The sequence below is a fragment of the Kitasatospora sp. NPDC004615 genome (genome assembly GCF_042873545.1).
In the GTDB taxonomy this organism is placed as follows: Bacteria; Actinomycetota; Actinomycetes; order Streptomycetales; family Streptomycetaceae; genus Kitasatospora.
On sequence record NZ_JBIALQ010000002.1, the window covers coordinates 370084 to 391852 of the forward strand.

Sequence of the window (21769 nt, forward strand, 5' to 3'; positions counted from 1 at the left end):
ACCTGGGCGACCGGCGTCGACGGCGTGCCGGTGAAGGCAGGCTAGCGCAGGACCTGGAGCTGGTCACCGCTGGGCGACGGCTGCGGGCTGGCCTGCAGCCGGGCCCGCATCGGAAAGTCCGGGGCGTCCATTTGCTGCTGCGCGTTGACGGGGACGATCGCGCCGCCGACGGGGGTCACGCTGGTGGGCTGCCGGTTGGGGCCGCCCTGGCCCGTGGTGAGGCCGCCGACGCCGCTGAGCGTGACCGCGGCGACCGAGAACGCCCCGGCGGCGGCGAACACCAGCCGGCGACCGCGGGGCGGAACCGGGCGGGGGGTGGGCAGCTCGGCGAGCGCGGCCAGCGGACGCGGTGCGGCGGACGGGCGGGCACCGAACAGACCGGCCCGCGGGTCGATCCCTGGTATCGGGGCGTCGGCGCCCAGCGCGCCGCCGCCGAAGCCGGCGCCCCGGCCGAAGGAGCCGCCGGTGAGCCTGCTGCCGCCGAACACGGCACCCGACGGCCCATCAGGGCCCGATTCGTCCTCCGGCAGCGCGGCCACGGCCAGCAGCCGGGCCATCAGCGCCGCGGACGGGCCGGGCGCGCCGGCGTCGCTGAGCGTCCGCTTGACCGCGCGGGCGCCCTCCGCCTCGGCCAGGCACTCCGGACACGTCGCCAGGTGGGCCTGCACCCGCTCGCGGGCGTCGTGGCCGAGTTCGCCGTCCAGGTACGCGGTGAGGCGGTCGCCGAGGTGGTGGTGCTCCTCGGCCGCCGGCTCGACCGGACGGATCGTCACGGGCCGCAGCTCGGCCGCCGCCGGGGCCTGCTCGGCGGCGCGGCGCAGCGACGCCCAGCGCGAGCGGCCGGTGGCGTCCGCGCGCTCGGGGGCGTGATCGCTCATGACCCCCTCCGGTCGCTTCCGCCCGGTTCGGCACCGACCGCCACGGGCTCGACGGAGCCACCCCGGCGCGAACGGCCCGCGGCGGCGTTCGGCGCCCGGTGCTTGAGGGCGGCGCGCAGGTGCGAGCGGCCGCGGTGGATCCGGCTGCGGACGGTGCCGAGCTTCACCCCGAGGGTGGCGGCGATCTCCTCGTAGGAGAGGCCCTCGATGTCGCACAGCACCACGGCGGCACGGAACTCCGGGGCGAGGGTGTCCAGCGCCTGCTGGACGTCCGCGTCGAAGTGGGTGTCGCTGAAGTGCTGGGCGGGGCTGGGCTCACGGCTGGCCAGGCGCTCCGCCGCGTCCTCGGCGAGGGCGTCGAAGCGGATCCGCTGGCGGCGGCGCACCATGTCCAGGAACAGGTTGGTGGTGATCCGGTGCAGCCAGCCCTCGAACGTGCCGGGGGTGTACGTGGACAGCGAGCGGAACACCCGGACGAAGACCTCCTGCGTGAGGTCCTCGGCGTCGTGCTGATTGCCCGTCAGCCGGTAGGCGAGGCGGTAGACCCGGGCGCTGTGCGCCTCGACGATCTCCTCCCAGCTGGGCGGCGTCCAGCTCTGCGCGTCGGGCCCCTCCGCGAAGGACGCGAGCTTGCCGGGGGCCTCGGCCACCGAGTCGTCGGCTGCGGTCGACTTGTCCAGGGGGGAGTGCACAGACTGGTTCATCACGGGCTTCGGCGTACGGGCCGACGTGGTGCCGCGGACGTGCCGCTGCACAGGGACGTCGCCCTCGGCCACACCTCCTCGGTCGGCTCTTCTGCCCAGCAGAGCCACCACCATATCCACCTCACACGTCAAGCCCGGATAAGAGCGGTCGAACAGCGACCGCCGCGGGTGGTCCGGCCACCCACGACAACTCAACGGCCAGCCGTCGAACGCGGTTCCCGGACGGCCAGTAGTCTGTCGCTGGAATTTGTCGACTTCCATCGACATCGGCGCTCCGGAAGAGGCAGCCATCACCGAGTTCGGGCCCCAGCGAGTGGCCCTCGCCGACACCTACGTCGGCGAGGACGCGGTGCTGACCTACGCCCGGGCCCAGTCGGCCCGCACCGGCATACGCGCGATCGAACCCAGCGGCGGCGCGGCCCTGCGCCTGCTGGCCGCCGCGCTCGACGCCAAGGCGGTGGTCGAGATCGGAACCGGCACCGGCGTCTCCGGCGTCTACCTGTTGCGCGGCATGCGGCCCGACGGCGTGCTCACCACCGTCGACTCCGAACCCGTCCGCCAGCAGTACGCCCGCGAGGCGTACCTGGCCGCCGGATTCGCCGCCAACCGGGCCCGCTTCATCCCCGGCCGGGCCCGCGACGTGCTGCCCCGGCTCGCCGACGGGCAGTACGACCTGGTGTTCTGCGACGGCGACCCTGCCGACTCCGGCTTCCACCTCACCGAGGCGATGCGGCTGCTCCGGCCGCGCGGCGTGGTCTGCTTCGAGGGCGTCTTCCAGGAGGGCCGGCTCGCCGAACCCGAGGCCGACGACCCGCAGACCCGCGCGGTGCGCGACCTGGTCGCCGACATCCGGGAACAGGGCGACACCCTGCTGCCCGCGCTGCTCCCGGTCAGCGACGGCCTGCTCTGCGCCGTCAAACGCTGAACCCGCCCGGACACGCGGAACGGGCCCGCTCCCCGCACCGGGGGACCGGGCCCGTCGAACACTCCCGGAGCGCCCGGGACGTGCGAGTGGCAGTACCCGCTCGGGTCAGCCGCAGGCCTTCTTCAGAGCCTCGCCCAGAGCGTCCGCCTCGTCCGGCGTCAGCTCCACCACCAGGCGCCCGCCCCCTTCGAGCGGAACTCGCATGATGATGCCCCGCCCCTCCTTGGTTACCTCCAGCGGGCCGTCACCCGTCCGCGGCTTCATGGCCGCCATGCTCGTTCCCCTTCCTGCAACCGTTCAGGTACGCACCGGCAGTCCGTCCACCGCCGGTATCGAACGCATTGATCGGAAGCCATTATCCCGCATGCGACCGCTCGATGACCAACATCACTCTCTCCGCCAAGCCTCCCGAACCCGCACCAAAGCGCCGATTACCGGCCAGAAGCCGCATCCCGCCGCACTCCGACACGCCCGCCAGGGGTGCGCCACCTCACACTCCCCCACCCGGCCGCACTCCGGCATGCTGTGCCCACGACAGCCCACCGCGACCCGGGAGCCCTCACCGATGTCCGACACCGTGCGCTACCACCGCGACGGCGCCCTCGCCGTCCTCACCATCGACCGCGCCGACGCCATGAACGCCCTCGACGTCGCCACCAAGGTCGCCCTCCGGGACGCCGTCACCACCGCCGCGACCGACCCCGACGTGCGGGCCGTGCTGCTCACCGGCGCCGGCCAGAAGGCCTTCTGCGTCGGACAGGACCTCAAGGAACACCTCGGACTGCTGCACCACCAGCAGGAGACCGGCGAGAGCGCGCTGCGCACCGTCGCCGAGCACTACAACCCGCTGGTCCGCGCCCTCGCCGGGATGCGCAAGCCCACCGTCGCCGCCGTCAACGGCATCGCGGCCGGCGCCGGCGCCTCGCTCGCCTTCGCCTGCGACTTCCGGATCGTCGCCGACACCGCCGGCTTCAACACCTCCTTCGCCGGCGTCGCCCTCACCACCGACTCCGGCGCCTCCTGGACCCTCCCCCGCCTGGTCGGCCACGCCCGCGCCACCGAACTCCTGATGCTCCCCCGCACCGTCCGCGCCGACGAGGCCCTCACCCTCGGCCTCGCCACCCGCGTCGTCCCCGCCGCCGAACTCGCCGCCACCGCCCACGAGTTCGCCCTCACCCTGGCGAGCGGCCCGACCGTCGCCTACGGCGCGATCAAGGAGTCGCTGGCGTACGGCGCGTCCCACTCGTTGGACGAACTCCTCGACAAGGAGGAGGAGTTGCAGACCATGGCCGGCAACAGCGAGGACCACCGCATCGCGGTCGATGCGTTCGTGGCCAAGGAAAAGCCCACCTTCGTGGGCAAGTAGCTCTCAACCCCCGCGCCCCGTCAGGGGCGCGGGGAACTGCGCGAAGGGGAACGGCACCCTCGGTAAGGTCCGTGGACGGCGAGCCGTGGCTGCCCGGGCGGGCTACCGCGCGTGGCAGTCGGCCAGGTGATCGTTCACCAGCCCGCACGCCTGCATCAGCGCATACGCCGTCGTCGGCCCCACGAACCGGAACCCGTTCTTCTTCAGCGCCTTCGCCAGCGCCGTCGACTCCGCCGTCACGGCCGGCACCTCCGCCAGCGTCTTCGGCGCCGGCCGGGCCGGGTCCCCGGCGTGGCTCCAGACCAACGCGTCCAGCTCGCCGTCGAGTTCACGTGCGGCGCGGGCGTTGGCGATGGTGGCGACGATCTTCGCGCGGTTGCGGATGATTCCGGTGTCGGCCAGCAGCCGTTCCACGTCGTCGTCCCCGAACTCCGCGACCTCGGCGATCGAGAAGTCCCGGAACGCCGCCCGGAAGCCTTCGCGGCGCCGCAGGATGGTGATCCAGGACAGCCCGGACTGGAACGCCTCCAGCGAGATCCGCTCGAACAGCGCCTGGTCACCGTGGACCGGACGGCCCCACTCGGTGTCGTGGTAGACCCGGTAGTCGTCGGACGAGTCGCCCCATCCGCAGCGCAGCAGCCCGTCCTCACCGAGCACGGCACCGGTCACGACTGGTCACCCTTCTCGAACTTCTCGGACGTCTCTGACTTCTCGGACTTCTCGGAAGCGGCGTCGGCAGGGCCCTCGGAGAGGGGCTTCTTCTCCAGCACGGCCGTGAACGACTCCAGCCCGGGCAGCGGCTCGCCGGACGCGCCGCCCGTCGCCTCGACCGAGCCGCGCACCGCGCCGACGGCCTCCAGTTCGGCGATCTTCGCGTCCCGGAGGGCGAGTTCGGCGCCGAGGCGGTCGAGGACGTCGTCGACCTCGTCCATCCGGTAGCCGCGCAGCGCCATCGGCAGGCGCAGGTCGTCGACGTCGGTGCGGCTGAGCGGGCGGTCCTGCGGGAGGCGTGCGGTGAGGCGGTCGTGCTCCGCCTCGGGGAGGGATCCGCCGCCGCCGAGTGCCACCAGCGCGGCACCGCCGACCACCACGGCCATCGCAACCACGATCACCCAGAACACGAGCGTCCTCCGTCAGTCCCCGGCAGTTCCGGCTCCGGCAGTTCCGGCCCGGCAGTTACGGTCGGCTTCGGCCCGCGGTCAGGATCAGGTGGGATCATGGTCCGGTACAGGCCGGGGCCCATCATTGCACCCGGGAGCGCTGAGGAGGAGACAACGGTGGCACTACGCCTCGGCACAAGGGAGTTCGGCCCGGATGAGCTGGTCGTCATGGCGATCGTCAACCGCACCCCGGACTCGTTCTTCGACCGGGGGGCGACCTTCGCCGACGAGGCCGCGTTCGCCGCGGCGGACCGGGCGATGGCCGAGGGCGCGGCGATCCTGGACATCGGCGGGGTGAAGGCCGGGCCGGGCGAAGAGGTCACCGTCGAGGAGGAGTTGCGGCGCACGGTGCCGTTCGTGGCGGAGCTGCGCAAGCGCCACCCGGACGCGGTGATCAGCGTGGACACCTGGCGGCACGAGGTCGGCGAGGCGGTCTGCGAGGTCGGTGCGGACCTGCTGAACGACGCCTGGGGCGGCTTCGACCCGAAGCTCGCCGAGGTCGCGGCCCGGTACGGCGCGGGCCTGGTGTGCACGCACGCGGGCGGCGCGGAGCCGCGCACCCGTCCGCACCGGGTGGGGTACGAGGACGTGATGGCGGACATCCTGCGGGTGACCGTCGGGCTGGCCGAGCGGGCGATCGAACTCGGGGTGCGCCGCGACGGGTTGATCATCGACCCGGGGCACGACTTCGGGAAGAACACCCGGCACTCGCTGGAGGCGACCCGCCGGCTGCCGGAGATGACGGCGACCGGGTTCCCGGTGCTGGTGTCGCTGTCGAACAAGGACTTCGTCGGCGAGACGCTCGACAAGCCGGTGGACGAGCGGCTGCTCGGCACCCTGGCCACCACCGCCGTCTCCGCCTGGCTGGGCGCGCAGGTCTACCGGGTGCACCAGGTCGCGGAGACCCGTCAGGTGCTGGACATGGTGGCGTCGATCCGCGGCACCCGTCCCCCGGCGGTCGCCCGCCGGGGGCTCGCCTAGGGTCCGTCCGCCTCGGCTAGGCGGGCGTGCCCTGCGGCTTGCGGGCCTCTTCCAGGACCTTCAGCACCTCGGCGACGTCGTCGGTGACGTGGAACAGTTCGAGGTCCTCGGGGTTGGCCTTGCCCTGGGCGACCAGGGTGGACTTCAGCCACTCCACCAGCCCGCCCCAGTAGGCGCTGCCGAACAGGATCACCGGGAACCGGGTGACCTTGTGGGTCTGCACCAGGGTGAGCGCCTCGAACAGCTCGTCCAGGGTGCCGAGTCCGCCGGGGAGCACCACGAAGCCCTGGGAGTACTTCACGAACATCGTCTTGCGGACGAAGAAGTAGCGGAAGTTCAGGCCCAGGTCGACGTACTCGTTCAGGCCCTGCTCGAAGGGCAGCTCGATGCCGAGGCCGACGCTCAGCCCGTCGGCCTCGACGGCGCCCTTGTTGGCGGCCTCCATCGCACCGGGCCCACCGCCGGTGATCACCGCGTAGCCGGCCTCGGCGAGGGCCCGCCCGATCTCCACGCCGGTCTGGTACTCGGGCGAGCCGACCTGCGTCCGGGCGGAGCCGAACACGCTGATGGCGGTGGGCAGTTTGGCGAGCGCGCCGAAGCCTTCGACGAACTCCGAGGTGATCCGCAGCACCCGCCACGGGTCGGTGTGCAACCAGTCGGTCGGCCCGGTGGTGTCCAGCAGGGCCTGGTCCGTCGTTTTCGTCTCGACCTGGTCCCGCCGCAGCAGCACCGGGCCCTTGCGCTTCTCGGGCCACGGCTTCCTGGCCCTGCGGACGGGTTCATCTCCGTTGGCTGTCATGACGAAACCCTACGCCTGACAAGGCAACTTTCCGAGGAACAACGGGAAACGGCTGCCCGTCCGCCAAAGGCCGTGCGGCGGCTACGCGGTGAGCCAGGCCCGCAGGCGGGCCTCGACCTCGGCGATCGCGGTCAGCGAGCAGTGCTCCTCGCGCTTGTGTGCCAGATTCGGGTCGCCGGGGCCGTAGTTGACCGCGGGGACGCCGTGCGCGGAGAACCGGGCGACGTCGGTCCAGCCGAACTTGGCCCGCGGCTCGCCGCCGACGGCGGCCAGGAAGGCCTGTGCGGCGGGCTGGGAGAGACCGGGGAGAGCGGCAGGGGAGGCGTCCACGATGTCCAGCTGGTAGCCGTCGAAGACCTCCCGCAGGTGGTCCTCGGCCTGCTCCAGGCTGCGGTCGGGGGCGAACCGGAAGGCGACGTGGATCCGGCACTCGTCGGGGATGACGTTCCCGGCGACGCCGCCGTCGATCCGGGTGGCGTTCAGGCCCTCGCGGTACTCCAGGCCGTCGATGACGACCCGTCGGGGCTTGTACTCGACCAGCCGGCGCAGCACTTCGGCGGCCTTGTGGATGGCGTTGTCGCCGAGCCAGCTGCGCGCGGCGTGGGCGCGCACGCCGGTGAGCGTGATGTCGGCGCGCAGGCTGCCCTGGCAGCCGCCCTCGACGACGGCGCCGCTGGGTTCCATCAGGACCGCGAAGTCGGCCGCCAGCCAGTCGGGGTGGGTGGCGAACAGGTGGCCGAGGCCGTTGCGCTCGGCCTCCACCTCCTCGTTGTCGTAGAACACGTAGGTGACGTCGTGGTTGGGCTCCTCCACCGTTGCGGCGAGCCGGAGTTGGACCGCGACGCCGGACTTCATGTCGGACGTGCCGCAGCCGTAGAGCAGGTCGCCCTCGACGTGCGAGGGCACGTTGTCGGCGATCGGGACGGTGTCCAGGTGTCCGGCGAGCACCACCCGCGCGGCCCGGCCGAGGTGGGTGCGGGCGACCACGTTGTTGCCGAACCGGTCGACGGTGAGGTGCGGGTAGGCCCGGAGCGCGGCCTCGACCGCGTCAGCGAGGGCGGTCTCCTCGCCGCTGACGGACGGGAAGTCGACGAGGCGGGCGGTCAGCGTGCCGCCGTCGAGGGTCAGGTCGAGGGGCTCGTTCGGGCTGCTCATGGCGGCCACCCTACCGAGCGGCCGGGCGGCCCCGGGGCCTGGCACGCAACCGCGCGGACCCGTACGACCGTCCGAACGGTTACGGTGTCCGCGGACGGCGCGGAATCGGAAAGCGGACCGCTGCGTGGACGACGGACGACGAGGAGAGGGGCCACGGTGGCCACAGACGCCGAGTATTCGGAGGGTGGCGCCGAGGAGCGCCGTCGGCGGCCGTGGCGGCGAATCCTGGTGGGGGTGCTGGCACTTGCGGTGGTCGGCGGCCTGGTGGTGTGGCTGAACCGCGAGAAGATCACCGTCCCGGACGAGGGCTGCAAGGTCACCGCCACGTCCGGTTCCGGGTCGATGGAGCTGGGCGCGGCGGCGAACGCGGCGACCATCACGGCGGTGGCGATGTCCCGCGGCCTGCCCGAGCGGGCGGTGACGATCGCGCTGGCGACCGCCATACAGGAGTCCAAGCTGCGCAACCTGGAGGGCGGCGACCGGGACTCGGTGGGCCTGTTCCAGCAGCGCCCGTCGCAGGGTTGGGGCACCGTCGAGCAGATCATGGACCCGGTGTACGCGACCAACAAGTTCCTGGACGCGCTGGTGAAGGTGAACGGCTACGCGCAGATGCCGCTGACCGACGCCGCCCAGCAGGTGCAGCGCAGCGGCTACCCGCAGGCGTACGCCAAGCACGAGAACAACGCGACGCTGCTGGCCACCGTGCTGATGGGCCGCGAGCCGGCGGCGCTGAACTGCGTGGTGCACGAGCTTCCGCAGCCGGACGCGGCGGCCCCGCCGGCCACCGGCGTGTCCGACCGGGTGCGCCGGGAGTTCGGCAAGGCGGTGACGGTGGCGACCGCCGACAAGGCAGCCAAGGACCCGCGCGAGGTGCTGGCCTTCACCCCGCAGCCCACCGCGAGCACCGCGAGCGCGGGCGGCACCCAGCAGACCGGCTGGGCGCTGGCCCAGTGGTCGGTGGCCCGGGCGGCGGACCTGGGCATCGGGCAGGTCGCCTACGACGGCAAGGTGTGGCGGGTGGACCGGCCCAACGACGGCTGGAAGCCGCTGCCGACCGCCCCGACGGACCGGGTGCTGGTGACGCTGGGCGCGCCGCCGAAGAAGAAGTGACGGCGCCGGCGGTGCATTGACGCACAAATGCCCGGGTGACGGCCCACCGGGTGATTCGCGTCAACTCCCGCTGACGGCACGGCAGTCGGCGAACCGCCGACACGCCGGTCCGGGACGCGGACGAGGGTTTCCGTGCCCGCCAAGGGAAGTGACGATTCTTCAACCGTCGCATCGTGGACGATCCACCCGGTTTGCCGGAAAGCGGATCGTCCGATCTTTACCAACCCTTGACCTTGACCGGCCGAAACCTTCCCGGTGCTCTTGCGGTCATACACGTCGCCCGCCGGGCGGACAGCCGTACCGGCCGTCCGCCCGGCGGACCGTAGACCTCACCTCTTAGGAGCACCATGTCCCTCCCCCTCACGCGCCGGCTCGCCCAGGCCGCGCTGCTCGTCGCCGCCACCGCGGCGCCGCTCGCGGCCGCGGGTGCCGCCTCCGCCTCCGAGGTGGTCCCGCAGACCGACCTGGGCGCCGGAGTGACCAAGCTGGCCAACGTCCCCAACTCGGGCGACACGGTGCAGGGGGCGAGCCACGAGCTCGGCCACATGGTCGGCACCACCGGCTCCGCGGCCCTCGCGGCGGGCGGTCCGGCCGTCGGTGACGCGGCCGGCAGCACCGTGTCGCACGCCCTGCCCTCCACCGACGAGGCGCTCGGCCACCTCGGCCCGGCCGCCCACGCCGACCAGCTGACCGGTGCGCTCGGCACGCTGTCCGACCGGGTCGTCCCGGCCGTCGAGCAGAAGGTCGGCCCCGCGGTCACCGACAAGGTCCTCCCGGCCGCCCGCAAGGCCACCGCCACCCCGCTCGGCAGCGTCGCCAAGAACCTGCCGGTGGACCGCCTGGCGCAGAGCCTGCCGGCCGCCGAGAAGCTCGCCCCGGTCCTCGGCGCCGTCCAGTCGCTGCCGGTCACCGGCGCCGTCGCGGGCCTGGCCGAGCACGAGTCCGCCAACCGCCTGGGCGGGATGCCCCCGATGGGCGGCACCAACAACCCGCTGAGCGGCCTGCTGGGCGCCACCCCGCTGGGCGGGCTGCTCGGCGGGCTGGGCGGTGCGGGCGGCAGCCACCTCGCCGGCTGATCCGTCGCACGAACGCGGAAGGGGCGGAGCCGACCGGCTCCGCCCCTTCCGCATGCCTAGCGCTTGAGCCGCTCCACGGCGGCGGCCACCCGCTCGTCGGTGGCGGTGAACGCCACCCGCACGAAGCGGTCGCCAGCCGGGCCGTAGAAGTCGCCGGGGGCCACCAGGATGCCCAGCTCGGCGAGTTCGGCCACGGTCTCCCAGCACGGCCGGTCCTGGGTCGCCCACAGGTACAGGCTCGCCTCGGAGTGCTCGATCCGGAACCCGTACGCCTCCAGCGCGGCCCGCAGCGCGCCGCGCCGCTTCGCGTACCGCTCCCGCTGCTCGGCGACGTGCACGTCGTCGGCGAGCGCGGCCGCGGTGGCCGCCTGCACCGGCGCGGGCACGATCATGCCGCCGTGCTTGCGGATCTCCAGCAGCTCACGGACCACCACCGGGTCGCCGGCCACGAACGAGGCCCGGTACCCGGCGAGGTTGGAACGCTTGGACAGCGAGTGGACGGTGAGCAGCCCCTCGTGCGAGTCGCCGCACACCGACGGGTGCAGCACCGACACCGGCTCGGCCTCCCAGCCGAGTTCGAGGTAGCACTCGTCGCTGACCAGCAGCACCCGGTGCTCCCGGGCCCACTCGACGGCGCGGCGCAGCTCGTCGGCGCCGAGCACCCGTCCGGTCGGGTTGGACGGCGAGTTCAGCCAGAGCAGCCGGACCTTGCTGCCGTCCAGCTCGTCGATGTCCCCGTACGCGACCGGCTCGGCGCCGCAGAGCAGCGCGCCGACCTCGTAGGTGGGGTAGGCGAGCTTCGGGTAGGCGACCTGGTCGCCGGGGCCGAGGCCGAGCTGGCCGGGCAGCCACGCCACCAGTTCCTTGGAACCGACGGTGGGCAGCACCGCAGCGGGGCCGATCTCGGCGCCGACCCGGCGGTTCAGCCAGCCGGCGATCGCCTCGCGCAGGGCCAGCGGGCCCCACACGGTCGGGTAGCCGGGCGTGTCGGTGTGCACGGCCAGGGCCTGCTGGATCAGCTCCGGCACCGGGTCCACGGGGGTGCCGACGGAGAAGTCGCACAGCCCGTCCGGGTGGCTCTCGGCGGTGCGCTTGTACGGTTCGAGCTTGTCCCACGGGAAGACCGGCAGGCGGTCGGATACGCGGCGCGCCGCCCCCGGGTGTCCCGGGAACGGCGCGTGCGTGCTGTCGTTGGTGCTCACAGCGTGGATGCCACCGATCAGTGGTCGGCGTTCTGCGGGGGCAGGGCCGCGATGAACGGGTGGTCACGCTCGATCAGGCCGAGCTTGGAGGCGCCGCCGGGCGAGCCCAGGTCGTCGAAGAACTCGACGTTCGCCTTGTAGTAGTCCTTCCACTCCTCCGGAGTGTCGTCCTCGTAGAAGATCGCCTCGACGGGGCACACCGGCTCGCACGCACCGCAGTCCACACACTCATCCGGGTGGATGTAGAGGGAACGCGAACCCTCATAGATGCAGTCGACGGGGCACTCCTCGATGCACGCCTTGTCCTTCACGTCGACACAAGGCTGCGCGATGACGTAGGTCACGCTGTCGTTCCTCCTCGGAAGGGCTGCCGCCCTACTGTTTACTCGGTCGCGCGGTGCGCGCGGCGTCGTCGATGCCCGCCCCTAGTATCGCGGGTCGGGGGACGCAAATGCACAGGAGGTGCGGTTGATGGTCGGCGGAGTACCGCTGGAGGCCCGTCCGGAGGTCCGGATAGACCCGTCTGACGTGGGAAGACGCGTCTCGGCGCGGCGTGCTGACGGCGTGGCGGACGGACGGCCGGTGTTCCGCGATGTGATCGGCGTGCTCACTTCCTGGGACGGCGGCGGGTTGACGATCGAGTCCCGGCACGGCGTGTCGGCGCGTTTCGCCGCAGATCTGCTGGTCGCGGGCAAGCCGGTGCCGCCGTTCCCCGCCCGGAACGTCCCGATGCCCGGCATCACTCCGGCCGAACTCCAGCGGGCCGCGGCACGCGGCTGGCCCGCCGTCGAACAGCAGCCGCTCGGCGACTGGGTGCTGCGCGCCTCCGCCGGTTTCACCAAGCGCGCCAACTCGGTGCAGGCGATCGGCGACCCCGGCCTGCCGCTGGACGAGGCGCTGGACCTGGTCCGCGACTGGTACGCGGCCCGCGGCCTGCCCGCACTCGTCGAGGTGGTGGACGGCGCCTCGCCGCCCGAACTCGACGGGCTGGGCGACCGGTTGGCCCCGACCACGGTCCGCGAGGCCCGGCTCGGCGGACTGACCAGGGCGGCCGCACCTGACAGCTGGCGGCAGGTCCGGCTGTCCCGCACGGCCGACCGCGACTGGCTCTCGCTGTACCGCCGGGTGGGCGACGACCCCGCCCTGGAGGCCGCCGCCGGCGCCGTCCTGCACGGCGGGCCGTCGGTCTGGTTCGCCCACGTGCCCGGCCCCGACGGCACCCCGCTCGCGATCGGCCGGATGGCGGTGGACGGCGACTGGGCCGGGTTCTCCGCGATCGAGGTCGTCCCGGCCGCCCGCCGCAGCGGCCTGGCCACCACCGTGATGGCGGTACTCGCCGCGCGTGCCGCCGAAGAGGGCGCCACCGGCGCCTACCTGCAGGTCGAGGCCGACAACCACGGCGCTCAGGCGCTCTACGACCACCGGGGCTTCACGACCAGTCACACTTACCATTACGCGCGCCTTCCCCAGCGGTAGCGTGCACCACCTGAACCGAGCCACGAACCGCTGCTGAACCGAAGGCCGCAGTGACCGAGCAGAGCAGAACCCGCTTCCGAGCCGAGGCCCGGGCCGACAACCCCGACCCGGTGCTGCTGTGCCTGCTCGCCGCCGCCGAGCACACCCTCGGCGACCCCGGCGACAGCGCCGAACCGCCCGACCTCGACGCCGTCCTGAGCGCCTGCCAGACCGCCCTGGACCGGCACGCCGCCGCCATCCGCGAGGCCGTCGCCGAACGCCGCCCGCGCGGCCCCGAGGAGACCGCCGCGCTCCTCGCGGCGGTGCTCGGCGGCCGGGAACGCTTCCACGGCCGCCAGTCCGATTACCGGCGGCTGGAGTCCTCCCTCCTCCCCGAGGTGCTCCGTCGCCGCCGCGGGCTGCCGATCATGCTCTCCCTGGTCTGGTCGGCGGTCGCCGCCCGGGCCGGCCTGACCGTTCACGGCATCGCCCTGCCCGGCCACTTCATCGTCGCGGTCGGCGGGCCCGACGGGAGCGACGACTACGTCCTCGCCGACCCCTTCCACGGCGGCCGCCTGCTCGACATCCCCGACGTCGAACGCCTGGTCGCCGCGTCCGGCCACCCCTACACCCCCGAACTGCTCACCCCCGCCCAGCCGCTCGACACCGTCCTGCGCGTCCTCGGCAACATCCGCCACTGGGCCGCCGAACGCCCCGAACACGCCCGCACCCAGCTCTGGGCCGCGGAACTCGCCCTGCTCCTCCCCCGCCACCCCGCACAACTCCGGCTGGAGCGCGCCGAGTTGCTGGTCAAGACCGGCGATTTCCTGGGCGGGGCCGCGGAGATGGACTCGTACGCGGAGATCCTGGACGCGTTCGACCCGGACAGCGCGAGACGCGTCCGCGACGAGGCCAAATCGGCGCGGCACCGGCTGAACTGAGGGCGCGAGAGGGTGCGAAACCGGGGGCGCGGGGAACTGCGCGAGGCGGGAGGCACCCCGTCCGCAAGATCGCGACGCAGGACAATGACCTGCACTTGATCGCGACCTTGGGGACGTGGTCTGCGCTGGTCGCGCAGTTCCGCCCCCTCGGCTTCGCCTGGGGGTACCCCCAGCGCCCCTGTTTTCGCACCCGCCTGCTCGCGCAAGTCTCCCCGCGCCCCTGGTGGTTCACCTCATCCTGTTACAGCCAGCCCTTTTCGCGGGCGACCCGTACCGCCTCCGCGCGGTTGCGCGCCGAGGTCTTCTGGATCGCCATCGACAGGTAGTTCCGCACCGTCCCCTCGGAGAGGTGCAGCCGGGCCGCGGTGTCCGCGTTGACGGAGCCGTCCGCCGCCGCGGCCAGCACGTCGCGTTCGCGTCCCGTGAGGGGGTTCGCGCCTTCCGCGAGTGCGGCGGCGGCCAGGGTGGGGTCGATGACCTTCTCGCCGCGCAGGACGCGCCGGATCGCTTCGGCGAGTTCCGCGGCCGGCGCGTCCTTGACCAGGAACGCGTCGGCGCCGGATTCCATGGCGCGGCGGAGGTAGCCGGGGCGGCCGAAGGTGGTGGCGATGACGACCTTGGTGCGGGGGTGAACGCGGCGGATCTCGGCGCAGGCGTCGATGCCGGTCATGCCGGGCATCTCGATGTCGAGGACCGCGACGTCGATCCGGTGTTCCGTCACTGCGGCCGCGACCTCGTCGCCGCGGGCGACCTGGGCGACGACGTCGAGGTCGTCCTCCAGGGAGAGGAGTGCGGCGAGGGCCTCCCGCACCATGCTCTGGTCTTCCGCCAGGAGTACGCGTACTTGCTGGTCGCCGGTTCGGTCCGTCACGGGGCGCAGCCTATTCCCCGCTGGGGCCGGGTCGCAGGGGGACGAGGGCGCGCAGCCGGAAGCCCTTGCCGCGGTTGGCGGGGCCGGCGTCGAGGTGGCCGCCGACCTGTTCGAGGCGTTCGCGGAGGCCGGAGAGGCCGTTGCCGGGGTGGGACTTGCCGGGGCCGGGGCCGTTGTCGACGACTTCCAGGACGGCGTGGCGGCCGTCGTCCTCCCAGGTCTCGTCGAGGTGGACGGAGCAGCGGGTGGCGCCGACGCCGTGCCGGACCACGTTGGTGACGGCTTCGCGCAGGGCCCAGGCGAGGGCGCCGGTCTCCTCGGGGCCGAGGCCGGGGCGTTCGTCGGTCAGGCGGGGGTCGGCGTCGAGTTCGATCCGGCTGGCGGTCAGGGCGGTGCGGGCGGCGGCGAGTTCGACGGCCAGGGTGGGGCGGCGGAAGCCGCTGACGGCTTCGCGGACGTCGGTGAGCGACTGCCGGGCGACCTTTTCGATGTCTCCGACCTGGGCGCGGGCCTCGGCGGCTTTCTCGGCGTCCATGAAGCGGCCGGCGAGTTCGCTCTTGATGGCGATCAGCGAGAGCGAGTGTCCGAGCAGGTCGTGCAGGTCGCGGGCGAGGCGCAGCCGTTCCTCGGAGGCGGCGAGGTGGGCGACGGCGGTGCGGGCCTCGCGCAGTTCGCGCATGGTGGTGACGAGGCGCTGCATGCCGTACATGGCGACGCCGGCCAGCAGGCAGGGCAGTCCGATCTCGATCAGGGTCCGGTGGTCGGCGCCGGTGCTGAGGCCGATCACCGCGAAGACGGCGGTGACGGCGGCGATGCCGCCGAGGGCGGTGCGGCCGGGCAGGACGATGGCGGCGCAGACCGAGGTGTAGGTGAACAGGGTCAGCCAGGCGTCGCCGAGGCCGATCGAGGTGCCGATGGCGATGCCGAGGATCAGCGCGAACGGCACGTACTGCCGGGATCGGGCGATCCGGTGGGTGTGGCGGATCACCACCAGCGACATGTAGGCGGCCAGGAAGACCACCAGCAGCGCCGCTCCGGCCGCGGTGGCGGCGGTGGTGTGCCGGCCGGTCGCCAGGTCCTGGACGGGGTACAGCAGGTAGAACGCCCAGACGGCGGTCCAGGTCAGTTTGACCAGCAGTTGCCGGCGGGTTTCGACGGGCGCGCCCGGGTACGTGGTCCACCGGCCGGTCGGCCCGTCCTCCCCGAGGCTGTCGGGGCGGCGGGCCGGGCCGGTGGTCTGCATGCGGGCCATCATGCCTGCCGGGAGTCCTTGCGGTACAGGTAGGCCGCGACGGCCGTGAACAGCACCAGGAAGCCGGCCAGGGCGGCGATCGCGGAGCCCGCGACGCCCTGGCCGTGGATGAACGAGGCCAGCTGGTTGTAGTCGTAGACGGGGTTGAACCGGGCGAAGGTCTTCAGCGAGTCGCTGACCGGGAACCAGGTGCCGCCGAGCAGTGCCATCAGCATGTAGGCGATCATCACGACGGGCTGGACGGCGTCCGGCTGGGCGGCGTACCCGAGGGCGACGCCGAGCGCGGCGAACACGAAGCTGCCGAGCCACAGGACGGCGGCCAGGCCGAGCCACTGGGTGGCGGTGAGGTCGACGCCTTCGATCGCGCCGACCGCGAAGACCACGGCGATGGCGGGCAGCGTGGTGACGGCGCAGGCGGCGATCTTGCCGATGGTGTAGGCCCGGCCGGGCAGTGCGGTGAGCCGGAGTTGGCGGGTCCAGCCGGCCTTGCGTTCCAGTGAGATCCGCTGCGCGGAGCCGGTGAGGACGGCGCCGACCGCGCCGAAGGTGGCCATCGAGACCATGAAGTACGACTTGACGGAGACTCCGCCGGCCACCGTGCCGCCGCTGCCGTAGGCGCTGATGAAGAACACGTACAGCAGGGCCGGGTAGAGGACGATGAGCATCAGGTACTTCTTGTTGCGCAGGGTGCGCAGGATCTCCAGCTGGATCAGGGTGGTCATCGCGCGCTCTCCTCGTCGTCCTTGTCCTGCTCTCCGGTGATGGTCAGGAAGGCCTGTTCCAGGCCGAGGCTGGTGACTTCCAGCCCGCGCGGGTACAGGCCGGCCTTGTAGAGCGCGGCGACGCCCGCGTCGGCGTCGGTGGAGCGGATCCGGACGGTGTGCACACCGTCGGTGCGGGTGCTGACGTCCAGTCCGACGGTGCCGGGCAGGGCGCGCAGCACGGCCTCGTCGAGCGGGCCGCCGTCGGAGGGGTGCAGTTCGAAGCCGATCCGGCGGGCGCCGGCCTTGGCCTTGATCTCGGCGGAGGTGCCGTCGGCGATCAGCCGGCCCTTGTGCAGGACGAGGACCCGGTCGGCGATGAAGTCCGCCTCTTCCAGGTAGTGGGTGGCGAACAGGACGGTGCGGCCGGCGTCGGCCTGGGCGCGCATGGTGGCCCAGAACTGCTGGCGGACCGAGACGTCCATGCCGGTGGTGGGTTCGTCCAGCACGATCAGGTCGTTGGCGCCGGCCACCGCGAGGGCGAACCGGACGCGCTGTTCCTGGCCGCCGGAGAGCTTGTCGACCCGGCGGTCGGCGAGGTCGGCGATCCCGGCGGTCTTCAGCACCTCCCCCGGCTTGTGCCCCTTGGGGTGCACCTTGCAGGCGAGGGTGACCAGTTCGCGGACCTTGACGTCGCTCATCAGGCCGCCGCTCTGCAGCATCGCGCCGACCAGGCCGCCGGTGATCGCCTCGCGCGGGGTGCCGCCGAACAGTTCGACGGTGCCGCTGTCGGGTTCGCGCAGGCCCAGCAGCAGGTCGAGGCTGCTGGACTTGCCCGCGCCGTTCGGGCCGAGCAGGGCGACCGTCTCGCCCGGTCGCAGGACCAGGTCGAGTCCGTTCACCGCCTTCACCCGGCCGTAGCTCTTGCTGACGTTCCGGAAGGCCGCGACCTCCCCCGTTCCCGTACCCATCTGTCTCTCAGTCCCTTCGGAGCCGTCTCTCTGCGACTCCTCAAGACTCCTCGGAACGGGGGTGCCGTCGGCAGTGTGCACCGTCGTGACGTCCGCATGACGGATGTCACGGGTGCACCGGTTACGCCATGCCCAGGGCGTCCTTCAGGAACCGGACCTGGAGCAGCAGCAGGTTCTCCGCGACCTCCTCCTGCGGCGTCATGTGGGTGACCCCGGAGAGCGGCAGCACGGTGTGCGGGCGGCCGGCGGCGAGCAGCGCGGTGGACAGCCGCAGGCTGTGCGCGACCACCACGTTGTCGTCGGCCAGGCCGTGCACGATCATCAGCGGCCGGCGCAGCGAAGGAGCCAGCGCCACCACCGAGTTGGCCTCGTACGCCTCCGGTTCCACCGCGGGGTCGCCGTAGTAGCGCTCGGTGTAGTGGGTGTCGTACAGGTCGTGCTCGGTGACGGGCGCGCCGGCCACCGCGGCGTGGAACACGTCGGGCTCGCGGAGCACGGCGGCGGCGGCCAGGTAGCCGCCGTAGGACCAGCCGCGGATGGCGACCCGGCCGAGGTCGAGCGGGAACTCCTCGGCGAGCGCGTGCAGCGCGTCGACCTGGTCGGCGACGGTGATCTCGGCGGTGCGCCGGTTGATGGACTTCTCCCAGGCGGGGCTGTGCCCGGGGGTGCCGCGCCCGTCGGCGACGATCACCGCGAAGCCCTGGTCGGCGAACCACTGCGAGGTCAGGTGCGGGTTGTGCGCCTGCACCACGCGCTGCCCGTGCGGGCCGCCGTACGGGTCCATCAGCACCGGCAGGTCGCCGTCCACGTCCGGGTCGTAGCCGGTGGGCAGCAGCACCGCGCAGGGGATCCGCCGCTCGCCGGCGAACCGGAACACCGGGCGGGCGGTCAGCAGCGGGGTGTCCGCGTGCGAGGCGATCACCAGCGGTTCGGCGCCGTCCCGCAGCACGGTGACGGTGGTGCCGGGCCGGCGCGGGTCGGCGGTGGTGAGCACGGTGGTACCGCCCCCGCGCACCGCGCCGAGCGCGCCCTCGCCGAGCTCCCGCACGCCGTCCGGGCCGTACGTGAAGACGCCGAGCCAGCCGGGCGGGCGGCGCTCGAACTCGGCGGCGCCGCAAGAGGCCGAGAACAGCACCTGCTCGCCGTCCAGGCCGAGCACCGAGCGGACGTGCAACTCGGCGTCGGTGACGGCCTGTTCGCCGACCATCAGGACCCGGGCGTCGCCGTGGTCGGCGATCCGCACCAGCTGCCCGTCGGCGCGCCGTACCGGGACGCCGCCGAACAGCTCCAGCCAGTCCTCGTCCCGCTCGGTGAGCAGCACGGTGGTGTCGCCGGTGGCCGGGTCTACCTCGAGCACCAGCTGTTCGCGCTGGTCACGGGCCTGCACCTGGAGCAGCGGCGGGCCGCCGGCCGACCAGTGCACGCGGGCCAGGTAGGGGTGGGCGGCACGGTCCCAGCGGATCTCGGTGCGGGTGCCGTCCAGGCCGAGCAGCCAGAGTCCGACCTCGGCATTGGGGGTGCCGGCGGCCGGGTAGGCGATCTCGACCGGCGGGCGCCCGGGGTTGGCGGGGTCGGCGATCCACCAGCGGCGCACCGGCGTGTCGTCGACCCGGGCGGCGAGCAGCGCGCTGCCGTCGGGGGCCCACCAGTGGCCGCGGTCGCGGCCCATCTCCTCCTGGGCGATGAACTCGGCCTGCCCCCAGCTGATGCCCTCGCCCTCGGGCCCGGCGAGCAGCCGGTCGCCGCTGCCGTCGAGGGCCGTCACCCGTAGCTCGCCGCCGGGGGTGGCGTACGCGACGTGGTTGCCGTCCGGACTCGGGCGCGGGTCCAACAGCGGTGCGGCGGCCGGTAGTTCGCGGTACTCGCCGGTCTCCACCGCGACCGCGAACAGCCGCCCGGAGAGGGCGAAGACCGCGGTGCGCCCGGCGGAGTCCAGGGTGTAGCCGACGATGCCGGCGGAGGTCTCCCGGCTGCGTTCGCGACGGGCCCGCTCGGCGGCGGACAGCTCCTCGGCGCCGCCGCCGAGCAGCACCGCCGGGTCGGCGAGCACGGTCTCGGCGCCGGTCGCGACGTCCAGGCTCCACAGCAGGTTGGCGGGCGCCCCGGCGCCCCGGGAGCGCAGGAACAGCACCCGCGCGCCGTCCGGGGTGACGCTGAACGACCGGGGCGCGCCGGTGGTGAACCGGTTGGTGCGCGCGTACTGCCGGGGGAAGGTGTCGTGCGGCTTCTCGGTGGTCATGCCGCAGACCCTAGGGCCTCACTCCTTCGGAGCAGCCCGCCGCACCCGCGGCGTACGGCCGTTCGGACCGCCCCTGACCGGCGGCGCTGTACCCGGACGAGGCCGCCACGACACCCCGGACGGGCTCACGGAACGTCACCCGGAGGTCACCGATCCGGTATCAGTTGACCATCGTTCCGCCCGCTGCCCCTCCCCGGGGCGGCGCACCCGAGGAAGGGTGTGAGCCGTCATGGCTTTGTCCGTCTCCGCCGCCGTCCTGATGCTCTTCGTGGTCTGGCTCCTGGTCCGGCGTTCGGGCCTGAAACTGGGCCATGCGCTGGTGTGCGCACTGCTCGGCTTCTACCTGGCCTCCAGTTCGATCGCACCGTCGATCCAGGAGGTGACGGCCAACCTGGCCGGAATGATCAACAGCTTGAAGCTCTGACCGCCGCCCGCGTGCCGCCACGGCCTGTCCGGGGAGTCCCCTCCGGGCAGGCCGTAAGCTGCCGGACATGACCTCCGTACCCCCGGCCGACGCGCGCGGGCTGCTGCTGGTGCACGCCCACCCCGACGACGAGTCGATCAACAACGGCTCCACCATGGCGCGTTACGCCGCCGAGGGCGTCCGGGTCACCCTGGTGACCTGCACCCTGGGCGAGGGCGGTGAGGTGATCCCGCCGGAGCTGGCCCACCTGGCGCAGGACCGGGACAACACCCTGGGCGCCCACCGGATCGTCGAACTGGCCGCCGCCATGCAGGAGTTGGGAGTCACCGACCACCGTTTCCTGGGCGGCGCGGGCCGCTACCGGGACTCCGGGATGATGGGCGTCGCGGACAACGAGGACCCGTCCTGCTTCTGGCAGGCCGACGTGGACGAGGCCGCCGGCCACCTGGTCGCGGTGATCCGCGAGACCCGCCCACAGGTGCTGGTGACGTACGACGAGAACGGCGGCTACGGCCACCCCGACCACATCCAGGCCCACCGGGTCGCGCTGCGCGGCTACGATCTGGCCGCCGACCCGGCGTTCCGCCCGGAGCTGGGCGAGCCCTGGCGGATCGCCAAGGTCTACTACAACCGGATGCCCCGCTCGGTGATCGAGGCCGGGCTGCGCCGGACCGCCGACGAGGCCCCGTTCAAGGGCGTCGCACCGGTCGACCAGATCCCCGGCGTGGTCGACGACCTGCTGATCACCACCGCGCTCGACAACGCGGCGCACGCCGGTGCGAAGGCCGCCGCGATGCGGGCGCACGCCACCCAGATCGTGGTGGACGGGCAGCACTTCGCGCTCAGCAACGACCTGGGCCAGCCGCTGCTGGCCACCGAGTACTACCAGCTGGTCCGCGGCGCGCTCGGCCCCGGCGGCCCGGAGAGCGACCTGTTCGCCGGGGTGGCCCGGTGAAGCTCCTCCACCCCTTCTTCGGCAGCCGCGACGACCGCCTGGGCGAGCGGATGCCGCCGCGCGGCGTCCGGATCGCCGCCTACGCGGTGCTGTTCCTGCTGGGCGCGGCGGTCTCGGTGTGCGGAGCTTTCGTGCAGGCTCTGTGGGCGCCGCTGGGCGTGCTGCTGGCCCTGCTGGCCTGCGCCGGACTGTTCTACGGCGGGCTGCGGGCGACCGGCACCAAACTCGGCGCGGGCGCCCCGCTGGCGGGCTGGTTCGTGGTGCTGGCGGTGCTGCTGGCGCCCCGCCCGGAGGGCGACCTGGTGCTCTCCGCGACGGCGACCGCGTACGCCTACCTGTTCGGCGGCTCGGTGCTCGGCGTGGTGTGCGCGACCCTGCCGACCCGCTCCGGGTTCCTGTTCGGCGTACCGGCGCCGCAGCCCCGACAGGCCGTCAAGGACGGCGGCAAGTAGCGCCGTACCGGGGGGATCCGGACCATCGGCATCCCCCGGCCGTCCGACGGGTCGTATGCGCAGTCGGTATGGTGGTGCTTCGGCGGGCCACCCCCTCCGTTTGGCCCGAACCGGGCCGGGCGGTACCTTCGGCACCACTCGCGTGACGGGGC

Annotated in this window: 24 protein-coding genes; 10 read left to right on the forward strand and 14 right to left on the reverse strand. The window is 73.1% G+C overall.

The features are described 5' to 3' along the window. Window positions 1–41: 41 nt before the first annotated feature. Together ACFYS8_RS08540 and sigE are read right to left on the reverse strand one after the other, a co-directional pair. The gene (locus ACFYS8_RS08540) at window positions 42–878 is read right to left on the reverse strand and encodes an anti-sigma factor family protein (protein WP_387637636.1); all 837 of its coding nucleotides are present in this window, start codon (window positions 876–878) and stop codon (window positions 42–44) included. Then, window positions 875–1582, reverse strand: coding sequence for an RNA polymerase sigma factor SigE (gene sigE / locus ACFYS8_RS08545; RefSeq protein WP_387637639.1), 708 nt, complete (start codon window positions 1580–1582; stop codon window positions 875–877). The genes ACFYS8_RS08540 and sigE overlap by 4 nt, the downstream gene beginning before the upstream one ends. Before the next feature lie 247 nt (window positions 1583–1829). Here sigE and ACFYS8_RS08550 point away from each other — a divergent pair, with 247 nt between their 5' ends. Continuing rightward, a complete protein-coding gene (locus tag ACFYS8_RS08550) occupies window positions 1830–2507 on the forward strand; it encodes an O-methyltransferase (protein ID WP_387637642.1) in 678 nt (225 codons plus the stop codon). Between the two features lie 105 nt (window positions 2508–2612). Here the strand turns inward: ACFYS8_RS08550 and ACFYS8_RS08555 are convergent, their stop codons facing one another. After that, entirely contained in the window at window positions 2613–2780 is a 168-nt protein-coding gene (locus ACFYS8_RS08555) for a DUF3117 domain-containing protein (RefSeq protein ID WP_014137929.1), read from the reverse strand. Window positions 2781–3072: 292 nt separating this feature from the next. Here ACFYS8_RS08555 and ACFYS8_RS08560 point away from each other — a divergent pair, with 292 nt between their 5' ends. Next, a complete protein-coding gene (locus tag ACFYS8_RS08560) occupies window positions 3073–3873 on the forward strand; it encodes an enoyl-CoA hydratase/isomerase family protein (protein WP_387637644.1) in 801 nt (266 codons plus the stop codon). A 102-nt stretch (window positions 3874–3975) separates the two neighbouring features. Here the strand turns inward: ACFYS8_RS08560 and ACFYS8_RS08565 are convergent, their stop codons facing one another. Both ACFYS8_RS08565 and ACFYS8_RS08570 read right to left on the reverse strand, forming a co-directional pair. Further along, the gene (locus ACFYS8_RS08565) at window positions 3976–4542 is read right to left on the reverse strand and encodes a DNA-3-methyladenine glycosylase I (protein WP_387637647.1); all 567 of its coding nucleotides are present in this window, start codon (window positions 4540–4542) and stop codon (window positions 3976–3978) included. Continuing rightward, complete coding sequence (locus ACFYS8_RS08570) at window positions 4539–4994, reverse strand: DivIVA domain-containing protein (protein WP_387637649.1); 456 nt, start codon at window positions 4992–4994, stop codon at window positions 4539–4541. Before ACFYS8_RS08570 ends, ACFYS8_RS08565 begins: the two co-directional genes overlap by 4 nt. A 207-nt stretch (window positions 4995–5201) precedes the next feature. Between ACFYS8_RS08570 and folP the strand changes: the two genes are divergently transcribed. Beyond that, window positions 5202–6014 carry a dihydropteroate synthase gene (gene folP, locus ACFYS8_RS08575; RefSeq protein ID WP_387638864.1) on the forward strand — a complete coding sequence of 271 codons (813 nt, stop codon included), beginning with the start codon at window positions 5202–5204 and terminating at the stop codon, window positions 6012–6014. Window positions 6015–6030: 16 nt separating this feature from the next. Here folP and ACFYS8_RS08580 read toward each other — a convergent pair whose 3' ends face one another. Beyond that, on the reverse strand, window positions 6031–6813 hold the full coding sequence (locus tag ACFYS8_RS08580; RefSeq protein ID WP_387637652.1) for a TIGR00730 family Rossman fold protein: 783 nt from the start codon (window positions 6811–6813) through the stop codon (window positions 6031–6033). Between the two features lie 81 nt (window positions 6814–6894). Then, window positions 6895–7968 (reverse strand): succinyl-diaminopimelate desuccinylase, encoded by a 1074-nt coding sequence (dapE, locus tag ACFYS8_RS08585; RefSeq protein ID WP_387637655.1) that lies wholly within the window; start codon window positions 7966–7968, stop codon window positions 6895–6897. Between the two features lie 156 nt (window positions 7969–8124). On the opposite strand from dapE, the gene ACFYS8_RS08590 reads away from it, so the two are divergent. Together ACFYS8_RS08590 and ACFYS8_RS08595 are read left to right on the forward strand one after the other, a co-directional pair. Then, complete coding sequence (locus ACFYS8_RS08590) at window positions 8125–9078, forward strand: hypothetical protein (protein ID WP_387637658.1); 954 nt, start codon at window positions 8125–8127, stop codon at window positions 9076–9078. A 347-nt stretch (window positions 9079–9425) separates the two neighbouring features. Next, the gene (locus tag ACFYS8_RS08595) at window positions 9426–10154 is read left to right on the forward strand and encodes a hypothetical protein (RefSeq protein WP_387637660.1); all 729 of its coding nucleotides are present in this window, start codon (window positions 9426–9428) and stop codon (window positions 10152–10154) included. A gap of 56 nt (window positions 10155–10210) precedes the next feature. Here ACFYS8_RS08595 and dapC read toward each other — a convergent pair whose 3' ends face one another. After that, window positions 10211–11356, reverse strand: a complete 1146-nt coding sequence (gene dapC, locus ACFYS8_RS08600) for a succinyldiaminopimelate transaminase (protein ID WP_387637663.1) — start codon at window positions 11354–11356, stop codon at window positions 10211–10213. A 17-nt stretch (window positions 11357–11373) separates the two neighbouring features. Then, window positions 11374–11700, reverse strand: coding sequence for a ferredoxin (gene fdxA, locus ACFYS8_RS08605; RefSeq protein WP_350511846.1), 327 nt, complete (start codon window positions 11698–11700; stop codon window positions 11374–11376). Window positions 11701–11920: 220 nt separating this feature from the next. Between fdxA and ACFYS8_RS08610 the strand changes: the two genes are divergently transcribed. After that, window positions 11921–12832 (forward strand): GNAT family N-acetyltransferase, encoded by a 912-nt coding sequence (locus ACFYS8_RS08610; RefSeq protein ID WP_387637666.1) that lies wholly within the window; start codon window positions 11921–11923, stop codon window positions 12830–12832. 50 nt (window positions 12833–12882) lie between these two features. After that, window positions 12883–13752: a transglutaminase family protein gene (locus ACFYS8_RS08615; RefSeq protein WP_387637669.1), complete on the forward strand. Its 870-nt coding sequence runs from the start codon at window positions 12883–12885 to the stop codon at window positions 13750–13752. 241 nt (window positions 13753–13993) lie between these two features. Here the strand turns inward: ACFYS8_RS08615 and ACFYS8_RS08620 are convergent, their stop codons facing one another. The 5 genes from ACFYS8_RS08620 to ACFYS8_RS08640 form a co-directional block, all read right to left on the reverse strand. Next, window positions 13994–14566 (reverse strand): response regulator, encoded by a 573-nt coding sequence (locus ACFYS8_RS08620; RefSeq protein WP_387638866.1) that lies wholly within the window; start codon window positions 14564–14566, stop codon window positions 13994–13996. Between the two features lie 67 nt (window positions 14567–14633). Next, window positions 14634–15866 carry a sensor histidine kinase gene (locus tag ACFYS8_RS08625; protein ID WP_387637671.1) on the reverse strand — a complete coding sequence of 411 codons (1233 nt, stop codon included), beginning with the start codon at window positions 15864–15866 and terminating at the stop codon, window positions 14634–14636. 8 nt (window positions 15867–15874) lie between these two features. Next, window positions 15875–16597: an ABC transporter permease gene (locus tag ACFYS8_RS08630; RefSeq protein ID WP_387637673.1), complete on the reverse strand. Its 723-nt coding sequence runs from the start codon at window positions 16595–16597 to the stop codon at window positions 15875–15877. Further along, entirely contained in the window at window positions 16594–17547 is a 954-nt protein-coding gene (locus tag ACFYS8_RS08635) for an ABC transporter ATP-binding protein (protein ID WP_387637676.1), read from the reverse strand. The genes ACFYS8_RS08630 and ACFYS8_RS08635 overlap by 4 nt, the downstream gene beginning before the upstream one ends. A gap of 121 nt (window positions 17548–17668) precedes the next feature. After that, window positions 17669–19786, reverse strand: coding sequence for an alpha/beta fold hydrolase (locus ACFYS8_RS08640; protein WP_387637678.1), 2118 nt, complete (start codon window positions 19784–19786; stop codon window positions 17669–17671). A 229-nt stretch (window positions 19787–20015) separates the two neighbouring features. Here ACFYS8_RS08640 and ACFYS8_RS08645 point away from each other — a divergent pair, with 229 nt between their 5' ends. From ACFYS8_RS08645 to ACFYS8_RS08655, 3 genes are all read left to right on the forward strand, one after another. Then, window positions 20016–20210, forward strand: a complete 195-nt coding sequence (locus ACFYS8_RS08645) for a DUF2304 domain-containing protein (RefSeq protein WP_380487809.1) — start codon at window positions 20016–20018, stop codon at window positions 20208–20210. A gap of 67 nt (window positions 20211–20277) precedes the next feature. Beyond that, window positions 20278–21165, forward strand: a complete 888-nt coding sequence (gene mshB, locus ACFYS8_RS08650; protein WP_387637682.1) for an N-acetyl-1-D-myo-inositol-2-amino-2-deoxy-alpha-D-glucopyranoside deacetylase — start codon at window positions 20278–20280, stop codon at window positions 21163–21165. Further along, window positions 21162–21617, forward strand: coding sequence for a DUF6113 family protein (locus ACFYS8_RS08655; protein WP_387637685.1), 456 nt, complete (start codon window positions 21162–21164; stop codon window positions 21615–21617). The genes mshB and ACFYS8_RS08655 overlap by 4 nt, the downstream gene beginning before the upstream one ends. Window positions 21618–21769 lie beyond the last annotated feature (152 nt).